We start from the raw sequence: 16,550 nt of genomic DNA, 5'->3' as shown, positions 1-16,550 counted from the left end.
GTTAAGGATTTGGGATTAAGAATTTCAGAACAAAACAAACCAACAAGTTGGAACTAAAGGGTTCGATCCCCCTACCCGATCGGGCAGGGGGATCCTTGGAATATATAGCGTTTCAGGTTTTCTTATCCCGAACTGACGTTAGCCTAGTAAAGCTGCTGTAAAGTAGGAATAAAGGAAGGATAGGAGATTGCTGCGGATTCGGCATGGTCGATAGTGGTTTTGCCTGAGGCGACGATCGCGGCGATCGCTAGGCTCATACAGATGCGATGATCGTCATAGCTTTCGAGGGAAGTTCCCACTAAAGGAGTTCCGCCGATAATTTCCAGACCGTCGGCACGTTCGCTGACATTGGCTCCCATATGGTTGAGTTGCGTCGCGATCGCTGTAATCCGATCACTTTCCTTAACCCGCAATTCTGCCGCATCTTGAATAATTGTGGTTCCCTCGGCACAGGCTGCCGCCACTGCCAACACTGGAATCTCATCAATCAGACGGGGAATCACAGCGCCGCCAATCGTACAGGCTTTGAGCTGAGCCGATCGCACGCGTAGGTCAGCCACAGGTTCGCCTGCAACTTCGCGGCTGTTTTCTAAGGTGATGTCGGCTCCCATTTCGGCGAGAACTTCCAAAATTCCCGTGCGCGTGGGATTCACCCCAACATTCTCAATCAGCAAATCGGAATTGGGTACAATGGAACCTGCCACTAGCCAAAAAGCTGCCGAACTGATATCCCCTGGAACGGTGACGGGCTGACCTTCTAATGTGGCTTTCCCTTTCAGATAAACCATATTGCCATCAACTTCCACAGTTGCGCCAAAAGCTCTTAACATGCGTTCGCTATGGTCTCGCGATCGTTCGGGTTCGGTCACGATGGTTTCGCCATCGACCATCAAACCTGCCAGTAAGATACAGGATTTAACTTGGGCAGAAGCAATCGGCGAGTGGTAATGGATCGACTTCAGGGTTTGCCCGGCGATCGCCAAGGGGGCTTTATTGCCCGACTCTCTGCCCCAAATTTGAGCGCCCATTTCTTTTAAAGGATTCACCACCCGCGCCATTGGACGCGATCGCAACGAAGCATCGCCAGTTACTGTAAAAAAGCGATCGGCATGGCTTGCCAGCACGCCCAGCATCAAACGCAGCGTTGTGCCTGAGTTGCCTGCGTCTAAAATATTGAGCGGTTCGCGCAAATTGCCCAGCCCAATTCCTTTGACCGTCACCAGTTCGGAATTTAATTCGGAAATCTCAGCCCCCATTGCTCGAAAACAAGCGGCGGTGCTGCGGGGGTCTTCACCCAAGAGTAAGCCGCGAATCGTCGTTTCCCCACTGGCTAACGAACCTAGCATCAAAGCCCGATGGGAAATTGACTTGTCCCCAGGAATTGTGATGCGCCCATGCAAGCCGCGATCGCCGAGTTGATCGGCATCAATAGAAAGGGTGTGATGGGCTTGGGTGGTGTCAAGATCGATCATGGCTGCGTTAATTTAGGGGTAGCAGTCTAGACTATCAAATTCAGGCGATCGAATGCTAGATGATAAACTCGAAACGGGAATTTAACCTCAAGTTTTAAATGCCATGCCAGAAGATACCGATCCATTAGATACCGCGCCGCTTCCAGAAGGACAAGATCGAGAACAGTCACCCATGTCAGAACCGCCAATTACAGATTCGCAGGTTGCCGTTTCCAATCAACCCGAATTAAAGCCATCAAATTCCATTGGCAGTTTCTTAGATCACATCTATGGTGCTTTATTCACGCCTGCGAAAACCTTTGAAGCCCTACGATCGCATCCTTCCATGGCACAGGCGATCGCGGCGATCATTTTGGTGAATGCTTTAGAAGGACTGCGGATCGGTCGCTCACCTGCATATTTACCCTTGATCGTGATTCCTGGATTAGTGGGCTGGTTTATTTTTACCTCACTGCTCAAATCCCTAGCAGAGGTGTTTCAGCACAAAATCGGGTTACAAGAATTACTCACCCTCACCGCGTTTGGCAGTATGCCTTGGATCTTTATGGGACCAGCTCTGAGCTTAGCCTCTCCCACCCGAATATATGCTGCACTTGCAGTAATGATCTGGTTTGCGATCTGGCAGGTTTGGGCAGCTTCTGTGGCAATTGGCACGACCAGTTGGCGCTTGTTGTCTGTGATTCCCCTCGCGATCGCAGGGGGCATTGTCAGTTTAATCTGGCTAGCCAATCTGTTTAAGCTCATGTTTAGCGTGTTTTAGCTTTCCATAGCTTTCAGCAGTCAGCAGTCAGCTTTTTTTAGTCCTTGCTTTGCAAGGGAATTTGCCATTCAAGATATCCTGAACTTATCTTTAATAGCTGAAAGCTAACAGCGGAACACTCCTATCAATCCCAAAATCATGAAACTCGTTCACCTCGCCGATCTGCATCTGGGCTTTCGTGCCTACAATCGCCTGACAACGCAAGGTGTAAATCGTCGTGAAGCCGATGTATTTAGAGCTTTTCAGGAAGCTTTACAAAAGACAGCGGAGCTAAAGCCTGATGTAGTGCTGATTGCAGGGGATGTTTTTCATGTACCCCGTCCGGGCAATTTGGCAGTCGTACAGACCCAGAAAGAACTGATTAAATTTCAAGAAGGCTGTGGCGCTGAAATTGTGGTCATTGCTGGCAATCACGAATCCGTGAAATCTTCAGACAATCGCTGCATTCTGGAACTGATGAGTTTAATTCCGCGCGTCCAAGTCATTACCAATCAGCCCGAAGCCGTGGAAGTTTGCGATGGTCAAGCCAAGGTCTTCTGTTTGCCCCACAATGCCCTCGGACAGGTCGAACAAATCCAAATTCGTCCCGATCCTGACTATGCCTACAACTTGTTGATGCTGCACGGTACGGTAGACAGCGATCGCATCAATGACTATGGCGGCTACGAAATTCCTACGGACTTGCTGGCATTGCCTTGGGACTATGTGGCTTGCGGTCATTATCACAGCTATACGCCTTTAGGTCGCAATGCCTACTATGCGGGCGCGATCGAGCGTACCAGTAATGATATTTGGAAAGAGGCAAAGGAAGATAAGGGCTTTGTCTCCTTTGACCTAACCTCGCATAAAGCTCAGTTCCATAAATTGGAATCTCCCCGCAAAACTGTGGATTTACCAATTATTGATGCCACAGGGAAAGATGCCCCCACCCTCGACCAAATCATTGCCGACCAAGCCAACCAAGTTGGCATCGAAGACAAACTTGTGCGACAAAAAGTGATTAACTTGCCCAAATCCGTACAACGACAATTGGACTATAAGCAGCTTCGCACTTTTCAGATGATGGCAGTGCATTATTTATTTGAGCCGCGATCGCCTGAGGTTTCAACCCATGACTCAAATGGAGAAGGAGCCACCCGCCAAGGCGGTCTGGCAGACAAAGCCCAAGAATTTTTGCAAAATCGCGAGTTATCTGCTGGAATCGATCGCGATCGCTTGGTAGCAAAAGGCTTAGCCTATCTCAATCCATCCCAAGAATAATTTCAGCCTACATTCAGCAGGTGTTTTTTGAAAATCAGTATTTACCTAAAAACCCTTAATGACTGTCATCCGCACCAACACAGTGTTGGCTTCTGCCGCACAAAGAGTAGTCCTAACCAGCTAAAGCAGGAATCTTTAGTGGTACGAGAGCCTTATGCAGAATAGAGGAATAGCCTCACCAATATCCCAGCCGCCAGCTAACGGTCGTGTTGAGTGGGTGCCACATGGTTTCGCAATACATCAAAGAACTTAATAAACCCGCTCCAACAAAGTTGTTAGGCTTTTACTGGAGCTATAAACTGGCGATTGTTCTGTTACGAGAAAGGGATGAAAAGAACTTGCCCCTCATATTCTTCGGGTTCGCTACAACAAATAAATAGCTCTAAATCATCAAGAATCTTACCAATGGGTGCTGTCGCAATCACTTCAACAACTCCAGTCATAGGTAATCCTTGATTGACGCGCTCGTATGCATACATCGTAACAGTAGCTATGTCATGGGTAAGCAGGATACGTCCCTCGTTCGCAGCCCATTCTAAAATAACTGGGTCATCAGTATGCATTAGCCCTATATCTTGGACACGAACTAAATCTAGTTTAGGCAAGCGTCTCATTAGACCACGCAATATGGCTCCGTTAAAATTCTCGTCACTTAGAAGGCGCATTTTGCCCCAATTCTTTTTGTGACTGACGAGTAAGCAAGCGCTGCCTCAGATCGTCTAAGTTGTGTTTTTGAGTAAGTTGTTGTCTGAGTTGTTTAGCTTGTTGATTGCGCTGCTCTAAATAATTGTCAAGTTCTTGTCGATGGTTTAGATAATAAGCGATCGCACTGTATATGTCTTCTAAATGAAGAACTGAATACTGAATAGCGATCTCTTCAGGAGTGGAGCCATTGTGGTATGCAGCGAGTAGACTATCTAGAGTCACTCGGCTCGAACCTATACGGATACCTCCTGCTTCATCCCAACAGAGAGGGGGAGAGACAGCTTGAAATTTGACTGGGGCGCTCATTAGGGACATATTGCACCTGACTTGAACTATCTAAAAGCATTGTAGAAAGAAGCCTAACGCATTATTGTTTACTTACGCCTTATTATGCAAATCTAAAGTTTCTGTTTAGTGAGCTACGTCATCTCAATACATCACAGCTTAATTTAATAATTATTAAATTGAAGAGATAATAGCATTTTTAATTGAGTCGATGTAATTATCGATTTGCTCAATTGCTTGAGAATTGCTGTTAGTTCCAATATTGCTGACTCCATCACCCACCATCTTACCAATTCCTGCTGCTCCCACGCCTGATGCTAGCGTAATAGCTCCAGCAATCGCTGTTGGCGGAAATAGAAGTAATGCAGCGCCAGTAACCATTGCTGCTAATCCAGCACCAGTGGATGCAAGTTTTGTAACTTCTCCGCCAGTTTGTGTGTTATTCATTGACTTTTGAAGGCTTAACTTTTGGACTTCAAATTCTTTGATAATGAGCTTGGCTTCTTCTACAGTCATATTGATGCCTTTCCAACTGACTGGTGTAAGTTGGGAATGAAGCCTAACTATGTATTAGACGGAAACTTTCCGTCTAACATGACTATAGGGTGTTTATAAGGAAAGTTGACATTCCGCATAAACACCCTATAGGGGGTCAAAAGCGGAAACTTTCCGTCTAAGATCCCAAATTGAGGTGTTTATGCAGAAAGTTTCTGTATAATCACCCAGATCGATGTGTTATGCGGAAAATCTTGGATTTTATTTAGATTCATGTCTGCTTTGTACGTTCAGTAGGCGATCTGGGTAAAAAACAATTAAAATACCTGCTGAATCTAGGTTTGAAGAGTTTGTTGACCGTATGTTTTTTTCAAGAATTTACGGCAAAAAGATAAAGGGACGCATTAATGTGTCCCTTTATCTTTTTTATTTTGTTTTTGAGAGCAAATCCAGAAAAATCTCTAGACAGCGACGAGTTGCTCGGCATTCTTGTGAGTTAGGCGCTCGTAGGTAGCACGCATCTTGAGACCGACAATCACCTGCAATAGACCCGTACCATTGTTAGATCCGGGGTAATCAGGGTGCTTGAGCAAGAGTTCGGTGAGTTCGCCGTAGTGCTTGGTCGAAAGATTGCTCAGGTGATTTTCGATGTAGATGACTTCATCGAGGCGATCGAATTGTCCATCTACTTCCAAAATTGATACAGGATGTTTGTAGTAGGTGTCAGAGCCATAATAGAACTTCATGCCGGGGTAAGAGCAGGTGAGCTTCTTACCGCAAGGAGTCCACTCAATGGTTGAGCCTTCGTCAAACAGATAGGCTTGGTCGAGTCCTTCAATGCCATCTCTTTGAATCAGTCGAACGCGCAACACCTTGCGCTCTTTATCATCTTTGATCAGATTGGTAGGCAAGATCTGGATCACAACATCGGCATGTCCTTTTTGTGGATCGATGTAAGCCGAGAAATCTGGGCGGCGGGCTTCGATCGCTTGCATGACATCGGCGAGGGTGTGACCCCGTTCTGCCATGTCACGTTGAATTTTCCATGCAATTTTGACTTCATCGCTCAGATCGAGATAGACGCTAAAGTCTAAAAGCGATCGCACCCGTTCGTCATAGAGAGGATGCAAACCCTCGATCACGACAACATTGTTTGGCTCGATTAACTCAGGTGGATCGAGCAAGCCCGTTTCATGGTTGTAAATTGGCTTCATGATCGATTGACCACTTTTGAGCGCTTTCATCTGCTCGTACATGAGGTCAAAGTTGTTTGCACGGGGATCTAGGGCAGTGATGCCAGTTTCCTTGCGTTGCTTGCGATCGAGGCTATGATAATCGTCCAAGCAAATAACAGTCATAAACTGTTCACCAAACAGGTCTTTTAACCTGCGGAGAAATGTGGATTTACCACAACCAGAGTCTCCTGCTACGCCAATCAAAACAACGCGGTCTGGCTTACTGCTCATAAGTCTGAACTGATCCCTTTAAATTGTGTATTTATTACTACTTCTTTACTAAATCTAAATCTACCAAAACACGGATACCTGTTCAAGCAAAAGTGACAAATTTGACAATCTAAATCAGTTAAGAAAAGTACTTTAAAAAACTGCAAAGAATTTTGCTAAATAATTATCTCAAAAATCTGCATTCAGTGGCGATCTTGGGAAAGGAATGACATCCCGAATATTGCCCATGCCCGTGATGAACTGGACTAAACGCTCAAATCCAAGCCCAAAGCCAGCGTGAGGCACTGAACCATAGCGACGCAGGTCTAAATACCACCAATAATCTTCAGGATTGAGACCCATTGCCTTAATTCGCGATTCCAGCACATCTAAACGTTCTTCCCGCTGCGAACCCCCAATAATCTCACCAATCCCCGGGGCTAAGATATCCATGGCTCTGACCGTTTGTTGGCTATCAGAATCATTCACCCTCATATAAAAGGATTTAATGCCAATCGGGTAGTCCATCACGATCGTGGGCTTTTGGAAAAATTCTTCGGCTAAATAACGCTCGTGTTCGGACTGTAGATCGAGCCCCCATTTGACAGGAAACTCAAAATTCTTATTGCTGTTTTCTAATAATCTGATCGCTTCAGTGTAGGTAATTCGTTCAAATTTCTGATCGATAATTTTCCTAGCATTTGCCATCACTTGGTCGTTAATTCGCTCTTGAAAAAATGTCATGTCTTCAGGACATTTCTCCAGCACAAAGTTAAAAATGTACTTGAGGAAATCTTCGGCTAGGTCGGCATTGCCTTCGAGATCGCAAAAAGCCATCTCTGGCTCAATCATCCAAAATTCAGCTAAATGTCGAGAGGTATTTGAGTTTTCAGCGCGAAAGGTAGGACCAAAGGTATAGACATTGCTAAAAGCCATTGCCATAATTTCGGCTTCTAGCTGACCGCTCACGGTTAAGAATGTCGGTTTCCCAAAAAAATCTTGGCTGTAGTCTACGGGCTTCGATGATTGCGCTAACTTATCTAAATTCAGCCCTGTGACAGCAAACATCTCACCTGCACCTTCACAGTCACTGGCAGTAATAATCGGCGTATGCGCCCAAATAAAGCCCCGTTCTTGAAAGAATTGATGAATGGCATAGGCACAGGCATTACGTACTCGAAACACCGCACCAAACGTGTTGGTACGAGGTCGCAAGTGAGCGATCGTGCGCAAAAATTCAAAGGAATGACGCTTTTTTTGCAGGGGGTAGGTTTCGGGATCGGCAGTACCAAATACTTCCACAGACTCAGCCGACAACTCGATTCTCTGACCTTTGCCAGGAGAAGCGACCAATTTCCCAGCCACTTTCACCGCTGCACCAGTGGCGATCGCTTTAATCACCTGTTCGTATTCAGGCAAATCTTGGGAGATCACCACCTGAAGGTTTTGGAGTGATGAGCCATCATTCAGCTCTAAAAACGCGATCCCCTTGGCTTCTCGCTTTGTTCTAACCCAACCCTGTGCTTGTGCAGATGTCTCTGGTTGAGCATGGCGCAAGAGGTCAATAATTCTAGATGGACTCATTTCTACCCTTGCGTAGCAATGTCACGGATCAAAGGCAAGCGATCGCTAATATAGTTACTCAAGTCGCTTTGCTGGCTGTGGTCTAACGAAGAGCGTTGTAACACCTGATCGACGAGCCAACTCATCAAGCCTTCGTCATCAAGACGCATAATTTGGCTGGGATGGGCTTGGTTCACTGAATCCCAAAATAAGCGCATCAGGTTAGGGGTCATAGTCCAAACACCTCAATCTTAAGAATTTCCTAACTTTGCTCAGGTTAAACCATGTACATGGTAGTAATGACAAAATTCACACAAATCGAAATAAAAATCACCTGTCTCAAGGTTGATTGCGAAGGGATCGATACATTCCGATGCAGATGTTTATGGAATAGCAAGTCATTAAATTCCAGTTTTGCGTAGTTGCGAAACATTTGCGTATCCATCTTTACAATCCCTCAATCCTTAATATTTCAAATGTTTCAGTCAAATTGTCGAATGTGAATCCTATGCGAAAGCTGACTTCAGAGCGCATTCAACCATGAGATTCAGCGAGATTCAGCCAGAGCCAAATCATCAGAAAAATTAGAAAAAGAATTTATGTCTAGACAATTAGAAATTCTCACCGATCGCGCCGCAATTATCGATCGCGCCCTATCTATATGCCTAGATGCTTACAAATGGGCGATTTCCACTGAGGGCAAATTCACCCTTGCCGCCGCAGGCGGAAGTACGCCCAAACCGCTGTATGAGGCTTTAGCAAAGCAACCCCTAGATTGGGAAAAGGTTCATGTGTTTTGGGGAGACGAAAGGTACGTACCTGTCACCGATCCTCAGAGTAATGAGGGCATGACTCGCAAAGCTTGGCTCGATCTTGTCGCGATCCCACCTGAGAATATTCATCCCGTTCCTACGATCGATCCAGATCCAAAAGAGTCCGCAGGCAAATACGAAGCACATTTGCAGGAGTTTTTTGGTTTGGGATCTGGGGAATTCCCTAAATTTAGTCTCATTTTGTTAGGCATTGGCGATGACGGACATACGGCTTCTCTATTTCCTCACACGGAAGCTCTGCATGTAAGCGATCGCCTCGTTACCGTCGGTCAAAAAGACAGTCAACCACGCATAACCTTTACTGCCCCACTGATTAACCAAGCCAGACAGATTCTATTTATGGTCGATGGCGCTGCCAAAGCCAAGGCATTGAGAGAGATTGTGGCTGAGACAGGCGACAGTAATCTCTACCCTGCTCGTTTAGTTCAAGGGAATGCAATTTGGTTAGTAGACCAGAAGGCAGCATCAGAAATTCGTGAAGGCTAAATTTCTAGATCCTCATCAAATGTAGGATGCGATCGGCCTAGCTATAACGAATCAGCTTTAACGAATTAGATTTATTGACAGGATGGGTTACATTATCGTTAACCCATCCTAAAGATCGTTCTATAGCTGTTAGCATTCAGCTATTAGCGATGATTAGCTTATGTAGAAGCCTTGCTACGCAAGGTAATTATCCACAACTGATGTCCTAATTTACCTAACGTATAAATTCCTAAAATACCCAACGCGCAGAATTTAGAAAGAATGTCCGCTTAAGCTAGGCGTGCGATTTAGCCGAAAGTCCAAAGTTTCGTCATACACAGTCAGCTTTTCAGGATTGCATCGTTTCACGATCGCTGCAATACCTGTTGCTCCCTCGGCTTCTAGATCTTCAAGATAGCCAAGCTTGGCAGCTTCTGCTTCTTGCGTACTGAGAAAAGGACCAAAATAATAGGTGCAACGAGGTGACTCAGTTGCTACTTCGACCCATACTGCCAAACCAAGTTTCTCTAGAACTGATGTAGCGAAGTTTTTAAACACGTTATTGCTCATGCTCATAAGTTGATTAAAAGTTGAGTACCTTGATTCTGCTTTTAATAGTTATCAATTGTTTATATAACTTAAAGTAGAACCCTATGACAAACTGTTCAAACTTAACGTATTTACCCATCGTTGCCTGAAAATTTCGTACAGAGCCATTCCTGTAGCAACGGAAGCATTGAGGCTTTCAATTTTTCCCTCTAAAGGAATAGATACGAGAAAGTCACAGGAACGTTGTGTGAGTAAACTTAATCCTTCACCCTCTGCCCCAACCACAAGGGCAACGGCTCCCGAAAATTGACTCTTGTGAATGGCACTGCCAGCATCGGCAACGGTGCCATAAATCCAAAAGCCCTCCGCCTTTAATAATTCCAAGGCGCGATTGAGGTTAACAACCCTAGCCACTGGTAAACTTTCCAAGGCGCCAGCCGCAACCTTGGCAACCGTACCCGTTACGCCGACTGCTCGTCTTTGGGGAATTACGACCCCTTGAGCGCCCAGTGCCTCAGCCGTGCGAATAATTGCTCCCAAATTGTGGGGATCGGTAATACCATCCACCAAAACCAATACGGGCTGACTAGTTTTTTGCTTGGCAGTAGCGATCAAATCCTCTACTTCCAGATAGCTGTAAGCCGCAACTTGGGCAACGATGCCTTGATGCTTGGCGTTATTGGTTAGATGGTTGAGCCGTTGAATGTCAACTTCGTCAATCACCGCACCTGACTCTTTGGCAGCATTGATTAGCGGCAGAAAATCAGGGGCGTAGTGCATTTTGGCGGTGACCCAAATGCGATTGATCGAACGAACGCCAGCGATCGCCGCTTGCACGGCATGACGACCGTAGACCAAATCTGGGGCATCTTCTTGATCTTCTTGATAGGAATCAGCGGACGAATATCTTGGCGATGCCTCTTCATCCCGCCGATTAAATCTACCTTGCTGGCCATCTCGATCTCTCGATTGAAACCGATCGCGCTCTGGACGGTCTTGGCGATCGCCTCTAAACGAAGAACGCTCAGGGCGATCGTTGCGATCGGAACGATTTGTCCGATCTTGCCGTTCTGGTCTTGCGGATCTATCCGATCTATCGGCTCTGAAGGGGCGATCGGAGCGGTCTTGGCGCTCTGGCCTATCCGTGCCGCTACGATTGGTTTGGCGCGATTGCGAGTCGGGCGGCGCCAAAATCGGTCTTTGCGTTTTAGTGTTTGGCAGTACAGGCTCGGAGAAGGAATCTTTGGTCACGTCTCGCCGATCTGTATAGGATTTTTCGGAAGGTTGTTCTGAATAGTCTGTTTCTGAATATTTGGCTGCCGACTTACGTCTCACCGTATATTTTGCAGATCCCTGCCTAGAAATTGGTTGTCGGGAGATGGGTTGCCTAGATTCATCATGTTGTCTAGATTCATGATGTCCCGATCTAAGCACGGGTTTTACGCTGTTTTGCGAACCAGAATCCCGATCCGAGCCGCTTTTCCGACCTCTGTAATCGGAGCTTCTGGCTTCTGGTTTTCTAAATTCTTGATTTCTTCCTTCTGGAATTCTTCTTTCCGAACGATCGTCATCGCGACGTTTGGGGCGATCGCGCGGACTAGGGGCTTCCCTGCCTGCTTGCGTGGACTTTTGTTTAGGCTTACCTTTAAATTTCATAGTGCAGTAATTAATCGCCCATTTGGCAGTGAGCTGAGTTAGAGAGCTGAATTGGATGGGTTGGGCTGAACCAGTTGTGTCAAAATCTGTTCGAGCCGCTCAGGGTCTGTGAGGTAAAGATAACCGATCAATACCTCAAAGCCCGTAGCCTTTTGATAAATGTTGGGATCGAGCTTTCGCGAAGCAGAACCCGCCGCATTGCGTCCGCGTCTCACTAACTCAGATTCTGCTGGGGTGAGATCAAGACAACTAAGAAATTGTGCTTGACTCTCTGCCCTAACGCGGTTGACAACGAGTTGGTGATACTCCTTGGGGTTCTGAGGTGGCTGTAGATAGTGAAGTCTTACATGCAGTTCAAAAACTGCATCCCCCAAATAAGCTAAAGCAGAGACTGGTATCTCTGCAATTTTATCAATTTCAGGACGGAATATGGACATCAGTTACCTACTTTTGTCCATAGTTTATCGTTCAGCGTTAGTCATCAAGATGATTTCTACTTATCCTTACCAATATTGCCAATATTATTCAGGGCAGATTCAACAGATGGTTGTAGAGACAAAAACTGCTCTAGTCTAACTAGTTTGACAGTTTGAGTCACACGCGGATTACTGATAATCTGGAGTGTACCGCTTAAGCCTTGGGTTTTTTTTGCCATCTGCACTAAAACTCCGATCCCAGAGCTATCGACAAAATCAATTGCTGATAAATCTAGGATGACATTGACAGGCCCATCATCGATGCATTTTCCGACTACTTTACGAAAAGCAGGCTCCGAAAAAGCATCCAACAGACCTGTGAGGCGTAGTAACTGATAGTTTTCCTTGACTTCGCGGCTGCCTCTTAAACTCACAGTCAGGGTTAGCGGTTCAGGAATAATGACCTCCTAGGGACGCAAACATACCTTAATTTGCGGATATATTTTATTTGCTTTCACTGCACTTGTCTATCAAGTTAAATTACTCTCCATGTTATCAATTCGGCAAATCCGTCAACTTTTAACCAATCACGATCGCTCAGCCACCGAGATTGCCCAAGAATTTCTAGATCGTATTGCTGTCCTTGAACCAAAACTGCATAGCTTCATTGCAATTACGCCTGAAGTTGCGATCGCGCAGGCAAAACAAATTGATGCAGCGATCGCCGCAGGAGAAACTTTACCGCCACTTGCAGGTGTGCCAATTGGTATTAAAGATAATATGTGTGTTAGGGGCATTCCTACAACCTGTGGCTCTAAAATCCTAAAAAACTTTGTGCCTCCGTACGAGTCCACTGTAACCCAGAAATTGGCACAAGCAGGATCGGTGATGGTGGGTAAAACCAACCTTGATGAATTTGCCATGGGCAGTTCGACCGAAAATTCAGCCTTTCAGCTTACGGCAAACCCTTGGGACTTAGCTTGCGTACCTGGTGGCTCGTCGGGCGGCTCGGCTGCCTCTGTAGCCAGTGGTGAATGCGTCATTGCTACGGGTTCGGATACGGGAGGATCAATTCGCCAACCTGCTTCCTTTTGCGGCGTAGTGGGCTTAAAACCTACCTATGGGCTTGTTTCTCGTTTTGGGCTGGTTGCCTTTGCTTCTTCGTTAGACCAGATTGGGCCTTTTGCCAACTCGGTTGAGGATGCTGCCACTCTGCTGGGGGTAATGGCGGGCTACGACGCCAAGGACTCGACTAGCCTAAATGTGCCAATTCCAGACTATGCTGCCTTGTTGACACCCGATTTGCCCCAATCGCTCAAGGGTAAAAAAATCGGCGTGATTGCAGAAACCTTTGGAACAGGGCTGGATCCTGAGGTAGAGACGGCAGTGCTAAATGCGATCGCGCATATGGAGTCTATGGGGGCAGAAATCCACCAAATTTCCTGTCCGCGTTTTCGTTATGGATTGCCCACCTACTACATCATTGCACCCTCAGAAGCCTCGGCAAACTTGGCTCGCTATGACGGTGTCAAATATGGCATGAGAGATGCGGATGCTGAAAATCTGCTCAGTATGTATGCCAACACCCGTGAGGCAGGGTTTGGGGCGGAGGTAAAGCGGCGCATCATGATCGGCACCTATGTGTTGTCTGCTGGCTATTACGATGCCTATTACCTCAAAGCCCAAAAGGTCAGAACTCTAATTAAACAAGACTTTGAACAGGCTTTTGCCAGTGTAGATGTCTTGGTTTGCCCCACCGCACCCACAACCGCCTTTGAAGCAGGCAGCAAAAAAGAAGATCCCCTGAGCATGTATCTATCCGATTTAATGACGATTCCAGTCAACTTGGCAGGTTTACCCGGATTGAGCATTCCCTGCGGCTTTGATGCGAAAGGCTTGCCGATAGGACTTCAGATGATTAGCAATGTGCTGCGGGAAGATGTTTTGCTACAGGTTGCCTATGGTTACGAACAATCGACGCAGTGGCATAAACGCCAACCCTCAGCGATTGCTAACCCCTAGCGTCTTTGATGGGATAGGACACGATAGGGGCGAAACTGTGAAAATTTAGGATATTCCTAAAAAAGAAAGGATTTTGAACAAGCAGGATTGTCAACACGAAGCCTTGACAATCCTGCTTTTTTTAGAAGAATCGTCGATAGATTCTGATGATGCGTAACTAGGAAGGATGCTTTTCTACTTCTTCCTCAAGTTCCTCTGCAAATTCTTCTTCCTCGAATTCCTCTTCGGCTTCATTTTTTGAACGTGTTAGAAAATTACAGAAAACGAGAAGTAAAAACACAGCAATTAGTGAAAAGATCTGGGAGCCATCGCCATCATGCCAATACTTAAATGCTTCCTGATTGGCAACAATTAAGGCAAGTATGCCAACACGCACAGAATTCACCACAAAAGCGATCGCTACAGCTACAGGGGGAATAATCCATAAATCGCGGCGAGAAACTTTGAAAATCAGCAAAAACATCACCGTGATGCGGAGCAACAAGAAAATTTGTGGAAGCCCCGCACAACCTTGTCCCACTCGCACAACGCCCTCAGGGCTAGATATATAAATTCCTTGTTGGGCTACATTAAAGCCGAGATACCACAGCATTGAATGGGCAAACTGGGCAGTAAATAGGTTAATAGGGATAACTTTTTCGAGGGTATCGATCCCTGCATGCACAAATTGGATGGGAATGCCAAGGATAGAAGCCATCAGCAGAGGCTGCCAATACTGTTTTAAGCCTTTAAAGCCAGAGGCAATCAGACCCAACCCCAAGACCGATAAAAAAGGGATGAGCAGAAACAAGATATCTCCATAGCGCTTTGCGATCGCACTTTTAATCAGCGTCCAAACAATTAACGAAAGCCCTAGCGCTGTGGCGGTAGGATCGCTATCGAGCTGAAGTTTACCTTTTTGACGATAGAGCAGCAGCAAGACTATCCCCCAAGATAGGATTTGAATCGCGATCTCATCAAGATCCTGACTCAGCCGCCATACGAGGGTGAGGTTGACTACAATCAGACTAACTAGGGTGCTAAACAACCAAAATTCAATCTGTTTAGACGCAGATAGGAATAATGGCTTGTAGCTATCTAGGAGATTGTTCATGGACGCTCACGATCGCACCTAAAAACGCTCTAAAGAAATTAAATATCCTCAAGTCGAACGCGCACGGAATCACCATGGGAGGGTAGCCCTTCGGCTTCCGTAAGCAATGCGATCGCCCCTGCAACTTCTTTTAAGGCTTCTGGCGTGTATTGAATCAAGCTAGAGTGTTTCATAAATGTCTCTACACCCAGCGCAGAAGCATAGCGAGCCGCCCCAGAAGTGGGCAAGGTATGATTAGGCCCTGCTAAATAGTCACCCACAGCTTCGGGTGTGGCGTGACCGAGAAAGATTGCCCCAGCATGACGAATTGAGTCGAGTAAGTCCCAAGGCTCTTCTACCTCTAGTTCTAGATGCTCTGGGGCAAACAGGTTAGAAAGATCGGCTGCGATTTTAAGATTTTCCACCACAACAACCAAGCCATAATGGGCGATCGCTTTTTCGGTAAGCAGTCGTCGAGGGTGTTGTTCTAAAAGTCGTTCGACTTCTTCAGTGACGCGGGTTGCCAAACGGGCATCGGTGGTGATTAAAATTGCCGCCGCCATTTGGTCGTGCTCTGCCTGTGCCAGCATGTCGGTGGCAACATAAACGGGGTTGGCAGTCTTGTCCGCAATAATCAATACCTCAGAAGGCCCTGCTAGAGAATCAATTCCCACCCGCCCATAGACTTGCTTTTTTGCGAGGGTGACATAGACATTTCCAGGACCTGTAATCACATCAACGTTAGGAATGGTTTCCGTGCCATAGGCAAGCGCTGCGATCGCTTGTGCCCCACCGACTCGATAGATTTCCTCGACACCTGCAACTTGGGCGGCAACGAGAATGGCTGGATTAATTGTTTTACTTCCCCCAGGGGGGGTTACCATCACAACCCGTTTCACGCCTGCCACCATCGCTGGCACGGCATTCATCAACACGGTGCTGGGATAGGATGCCTTACCGCCTGGGATATAAATTCCTGCAATATCCACAGGGGTGTAGCGTTTTCCCAAAACGACGTCTTTATCGGCAAACTGTACCCAACTTTTGGGTACGCGTTGTCTGTGAAAGGCCTCAATGCGAGCATGGGCGGTTTCGATCGCCTTGAGTAACTCACTGTTGACCTGCTGATAGGCAGCATCAAGCTCAGCCCCACTCACCCTTAGCTCCGCTTGGGTAATGTCTTGGCGATCGAACTCAGCCGTGTAGTGTAGCAAGGCAGCATCCCCTTTCCGCCTCACGGTTTGGATCACCTCGCTAACAGTGGCTTCTTTATGGATCATTTGATCGTCATGAATGCGATCGCAGATTCGCCTTAGCTCGGCTTCAGCCTCAGTTTTCTGAGTAATAATTCGCAGCATAGGATTATGACTGAAGAAGCGATAGTAATCCTAGCTTAACCTGATTTTCTCTGTTGAGGGGAAACGGGTACATAGATTTCAGGGCAAGACATGACAAAAAGCTCAAAATAGAGGATTGAGGGGTAGGCACGCACCATCCACCACCCCTACATATCCCCCGCATAGGGTATTTTGTTTGCTGGAAAGCTTCTTAA

Annotated in this window: 17 protein-coding genes; 4 read left to right on the top strand and 13 right to left on the bottom strand. The window is 46.5% G+C overall.

Going from position 1 to position 16,550, the window contains the following annotated elements; all coding sequences use genetic code 11:
- Window positions 1–143: 143 nt before the first annotated feature.
- Window positions 144–1,472, bottom strand: coding sequence for a 3-phosphoshikimate 1-carboxyvinyltransferase (gene aroA, locus V2H45_RS01080; RefSeq protein WP_330481748.1), 1,329 nt, complete (start codon window positions 1,470–1,472; stop codon window positions 144–146).
- A gap of 103 nt (window positions 1,473–1,575) precedes the next feature.
- Here aroA and V2H45_RS01075 point away from each other — a divergent pair, with 103 nt between their 5' ends.
- Complete coding sequence (locus V2H45_RS01075) at window positions 1,576–2,232, top strand: YIP1 family protein (RefSeq protein ID WP_330481747.1); 657 nt, start codon at window positions 1,576–1,578, stop codon at window positions 2,230–2,232.
- A gap of 138 nt (window positions 2,233–2,370) precedes the next feature.
- Window positions 2,371–3,492 (top strand): metallophosphoesterase family protein, encoded by a 1,122-nt coding sequence (locus V2H45_RS01070; protein ID WP_330481746.1) that lies wholly within the window; start codon window positions 2,371–2,373, stop codon window positions 3,490–3,492.
- Window positions 3,493–3,806: 314 nt separating this feature from the next.
- Here V2H45_RS01070 and V2H45_RS01065 read toward each other — a convergent pair whose 3' ends face one another.
- From V2H45_RS01065 to V2H45_RS01040, 6 genes are all read right to left on the bottom strand, one after another.
- A complete protein-coding gene (locus V2H45_RS01065) occupies window positions 3,807–4,157 on the bottom strand; it encodes a DUF5615 family PIN-like protein (RefSeq protein WP_408648686.1) in 351 nt (116 codons plus the stop codon).
- Window positions 4,141–4,512 (bottom strand): DUF433 domain-containing protein, encoded by a 372-nt coding sequence (locus V2H45_RS01060; RefSeq protein ID WP_330481745.1) that lies wholly within the window; start codon window positions 4,510–4,512, stop codon window positions 4,141–4,143. The genes V2H45_RS01065 and V2H45_RS01060 overlap by 17 nt, the downstream gene beginning before the upstream one ends.
- A 144-nt stretch (window positions 4,513–4,656) precedes the next feature.
- The gene (locus V2H45_RS01055; protein ID WP_330481744.1) at window positions 4,657–4,998 is read right to left on the bottom strand and encodes a hypothetical protein; all 342 of its coding nucleotides are present in this window, start codon (window positions 4,996–4,998) and stop codon (window positions 4,657–4,659) included.
- 440 nt (window positions 4,999–5,438) lie between these two features.
- A complete protein-coding gene (locus V2H45_RS01050; protein WP_330481743.1) occupies window positions 5,439–6,443 on the bottom strand; it encodes a phosphoribulokinase in 1,005 nt (334 codons plus the stop codon).
- Window positions 6,444–6,611: 168 nt separating this feature from the next.
- Entirely contained in the window at window positions 6,612–8,006 is a 1,395-nt protein-coding gene (gene asnS / locus V2H45_RS01045) for an asparagine--tRNA ligase (RefSeq protein WP_330481742.1), read from the bottom strand.
- Between the two features lie 2 nt (window positions 8,007–8,008).
- A complete protein-coding gene (locus tag V2H45_RS01040) occupies window positions 8,009–8,218 on the bottom strand; it encodes a hypothetical protein (RefSeq protein ID WP_330481741.1) in 210 nt (69 codons plus the stop codon).
- A 366-nt stretch (window positions 8,219–8,584) separates the two neighbouring features.
- Between V2H45_RS01040 and pgl the strand changes: the two genes are divergently transcribed.
- A complete protein-coding gene (pgl, locus tag V2H45_RS01035; protein WP_330481740.1) occupies window positions 8,585–9,304 on the top strand; it encodes a 6-phosphogluconolactonase in 720 nt (239 codons plus the stop codon).
- Between the two features lie 252 nt (window positions 9,305–9,556).
- Here pgl and V2H45_RS01030 read toward each other — a convergent pair whose 3' ends face one another.
- From V2H45_RS01030 to V2H45_RS01015, 4 genes are all read right to left on the bottom strand, one after another.
- On the bottom strand, window positions 9,557–9,859 hold the full coding sequence (locus V2H45_RS01030) for a DUF1816 domain-containing protein (protein ID WP_330481739.1): 303 nt from the start codon (window positions 9,857–9,859) through the stop codon (window positions 9,557–9,559).
- 75 nt (window positions 9,860–9,934) lie between these two features.
- On the bottom strand, window positions 9,935–11,488 hold the full coding sequence (gene rlmB, locus V2H45_RS01025) for a 23S rRNA (guanosine(2251)-2'-O)-methyltransferase RlmB (protein ID WP_330481738.1): 1,554 nt from the start codon (window positions 11,486–11,488) through the stop codon (window positions 9,935–9,937).
- A 38-nt stretch (window positions 11,489–11,526) separates the two neighbouring features.
- Window positions 11,527–11,925 carry a Mini-ribonuclease 3 gene (locus tag V2H45_RS01020; RefSeq protein ID WP_330481737.1) on the bottom strand — a complete coding sequence of 133 codons (399 nt, stop codon included), beginning with the start codon at window positions 11,923–11,925 and terminating at the stop codon, window positions 11,527–11,529.
- Between the two features lie 56 nt (window positions 11,926–11,981).
- The gene (locus V2H45_RS01015) at window positions 11,982–12,338 is read right to left on the bottom strand and encodes an STAS domain-containing protein (RefSeq protein WP_330481736.1); all 357 of its coding nucleotides are present in this window, start codon (window positions 12,336–12,338) and stop codon (window positions 11,982–11,984) included.
- A gap of 115 nt (window positions 12,339–12,453) precedes the next feature.
- Here V2H45_RS01015 and gatA point away from each other — a divergent pair, with 115 nt between their 5' ends.
- Window positions 12,454–13,926, top strand: coding sequence for an Asp-tRNA(Asn)/Glu-tRNA(Gln) amidotransferase subunit GatA (gatA, locus tag V2H45_RS01010; protein ID WP_330481735.1), 1,473 nt, complete (start codon window positions 12,454–12,456; stop codon window positions 13,924–13,926).
- A gap of 157 nt (window positions 13,927–14,083) precedes the next feature.
- On the opposite strand, the gene crtA is transcribed toward gatA, so the two are convergent.
- Both crtA and hisD read right to left on the bottom strand, forming a co-directional pair.
- Entirely contained in the window at window positions 14,084–15,019 is a 936-nt protein-coding gene (gene crtA, locus V2H45_RS01005; RefSeq protein ID WP_330481734.1) for a cyanoexosortase A, read from the bottom strand.
- Between the two features lie 38 nt (window positions 15,020–15,057).
- Window positions 15,058–16,356, bottom strand: a complete 1,299-nt coding sequence (hisD, locus tag V2H45_RS01000) for a histidinol dehydrogenase (protein WP_330481733.1) — start codon at window positions 16,354–16,356, stop codon at window positions 15,058–15,060.
- Window positions 16,357–16,550 lie beyond the last annotated feature (194 nt).

Origin of the sequence: Tumidithrix elongata BACA0141, assembly GCF_036349135.1 — a bacterium.
Taxonomy (GTDB): Bacteria; Cyanobacteriota; Cyanobacteriia; order Pseudanabaenales; family Pseudanabaenaceae; genus Tumidithrix; species Tumidithrix elongata.
The sequence above is the reverse complement of the archived record's forward strand: the minus strand, read 5'-3'. Positions and strand labels throughout refer to the sequence as shown.

Excerpts from the sequence above, each read along its gene's own strand:
- rlmB (WP_330481738.1), bottom strand. The coding sequence starts at position 11,488 with ATGAAATTTAAAGGTAAGCCTAAACAAAAGTCCACGCAAGCAGGCAGG.
- V2H45_RS01065 (WP_408648686.1), bottom strand. The coding sequence starts at position 4,157 with ATGCGCCTTCTAAGTGACGAGAATTTTAACGGAGCCATATTGCGTGGT.
- V2H45_RS01070 (WP_330481746.1), top strand. The coding sequence starts at position 2,371 with ATGAAACTCGTTCACCTCGCCGATCTGCATCTGGGCTTTCGTGCCTAC.
- crtA (WP_330481734.1), bottom strand. The coding sequence starts at position 15,019 with ATGAACAATCTCCTAGATAGCTACAAGCCATTATTCCTATCTGCGTCT.
- gatA (WP_330481735.1), top strand. The coding sequence starts at position 12,454 with ATGTTATCAATTCGGCAAATCCGTCAACTTTTAACCAATCACGATCGC.
- V2H45_RS01075 (WP_330481747.1), top strand. The coding sequence starts at position 1,576 with ATGCCAGAAGATACCGATCCATTAGATACCGCGCCGCTTCCAGAAGGA.
- V2H45_RS01050 (WP_330481743.1), bottom strand. The coding sequence starts at position 6,443 with ATGAGCAGTAAGCCAGACCGCGTTGTTTTGATTGGCGTAGCAGGAGAC.
- V2H45_RS01040 (WP_330481741.1), bottom strand. The coding sequence starts at position 8,218 with ATGACCCCTAACCTGATGCGCTTATTTTGGGATTCAGTGAACCAAGCC.
- V2H45_RS01020 (WP_330481737.1), bottom strand. The coding sequence starts at position 11,925 with ATGTCCATATTCCGTCCTGAAATTGATAAAATTGCAGAGATACCAGTC.
- asnS (WP_330481742.1), bottom strand. The coding sequence starts at position 8,006 with ATGAGTCCATCTAGAATTATTGACCTCTTGCGCCATGCTCAACCAGAG.
- V2H45_RS01030 (WP_330481739.1), bottom strand. The coding sequence starts at position 9,859 with ATGAGCATGAGCAATAACGTGTTTAAAAACTTCGCTACATCAGTTCTA.
- aroA (WP_330481748.1), bottom strand. The coding sequence starts at position 1,472 with ATGATCGATCTTGACACCACCCAAGCCCATCACACCCTTTCTATTGAT.
- V2H45_RS01055 (WP_330481744.1), bottom strand. The coding sequence starts at position 4,998 with ATGACTGTAGAAGAAGCCAAGCTCATTATCAAAGAATTTGAAGTCCAA.
- pgl (WP_330481740.1), top strand. The coding sequence starts at position 8,585 with ATGTCTAGACAATTAGAAATTCTCACCGATCGCGCCGCAATTATCGAT.
- hisD (WP_330481733.1), bottom strand. The coding sequence starts at position 16,356 with ATGCTGCGAATTATTACTCAGAAAACTGAGGCTGAAGCCGAGCTAAGG.
- V2H45_RS01060 (WP_330481745.1), bottom strand. The coding sequence starts at position 4,512 with ATGTCCCTAATGAGCGCCCCAGTCAAATTTCAAGCTGTCTCTCCCCCT.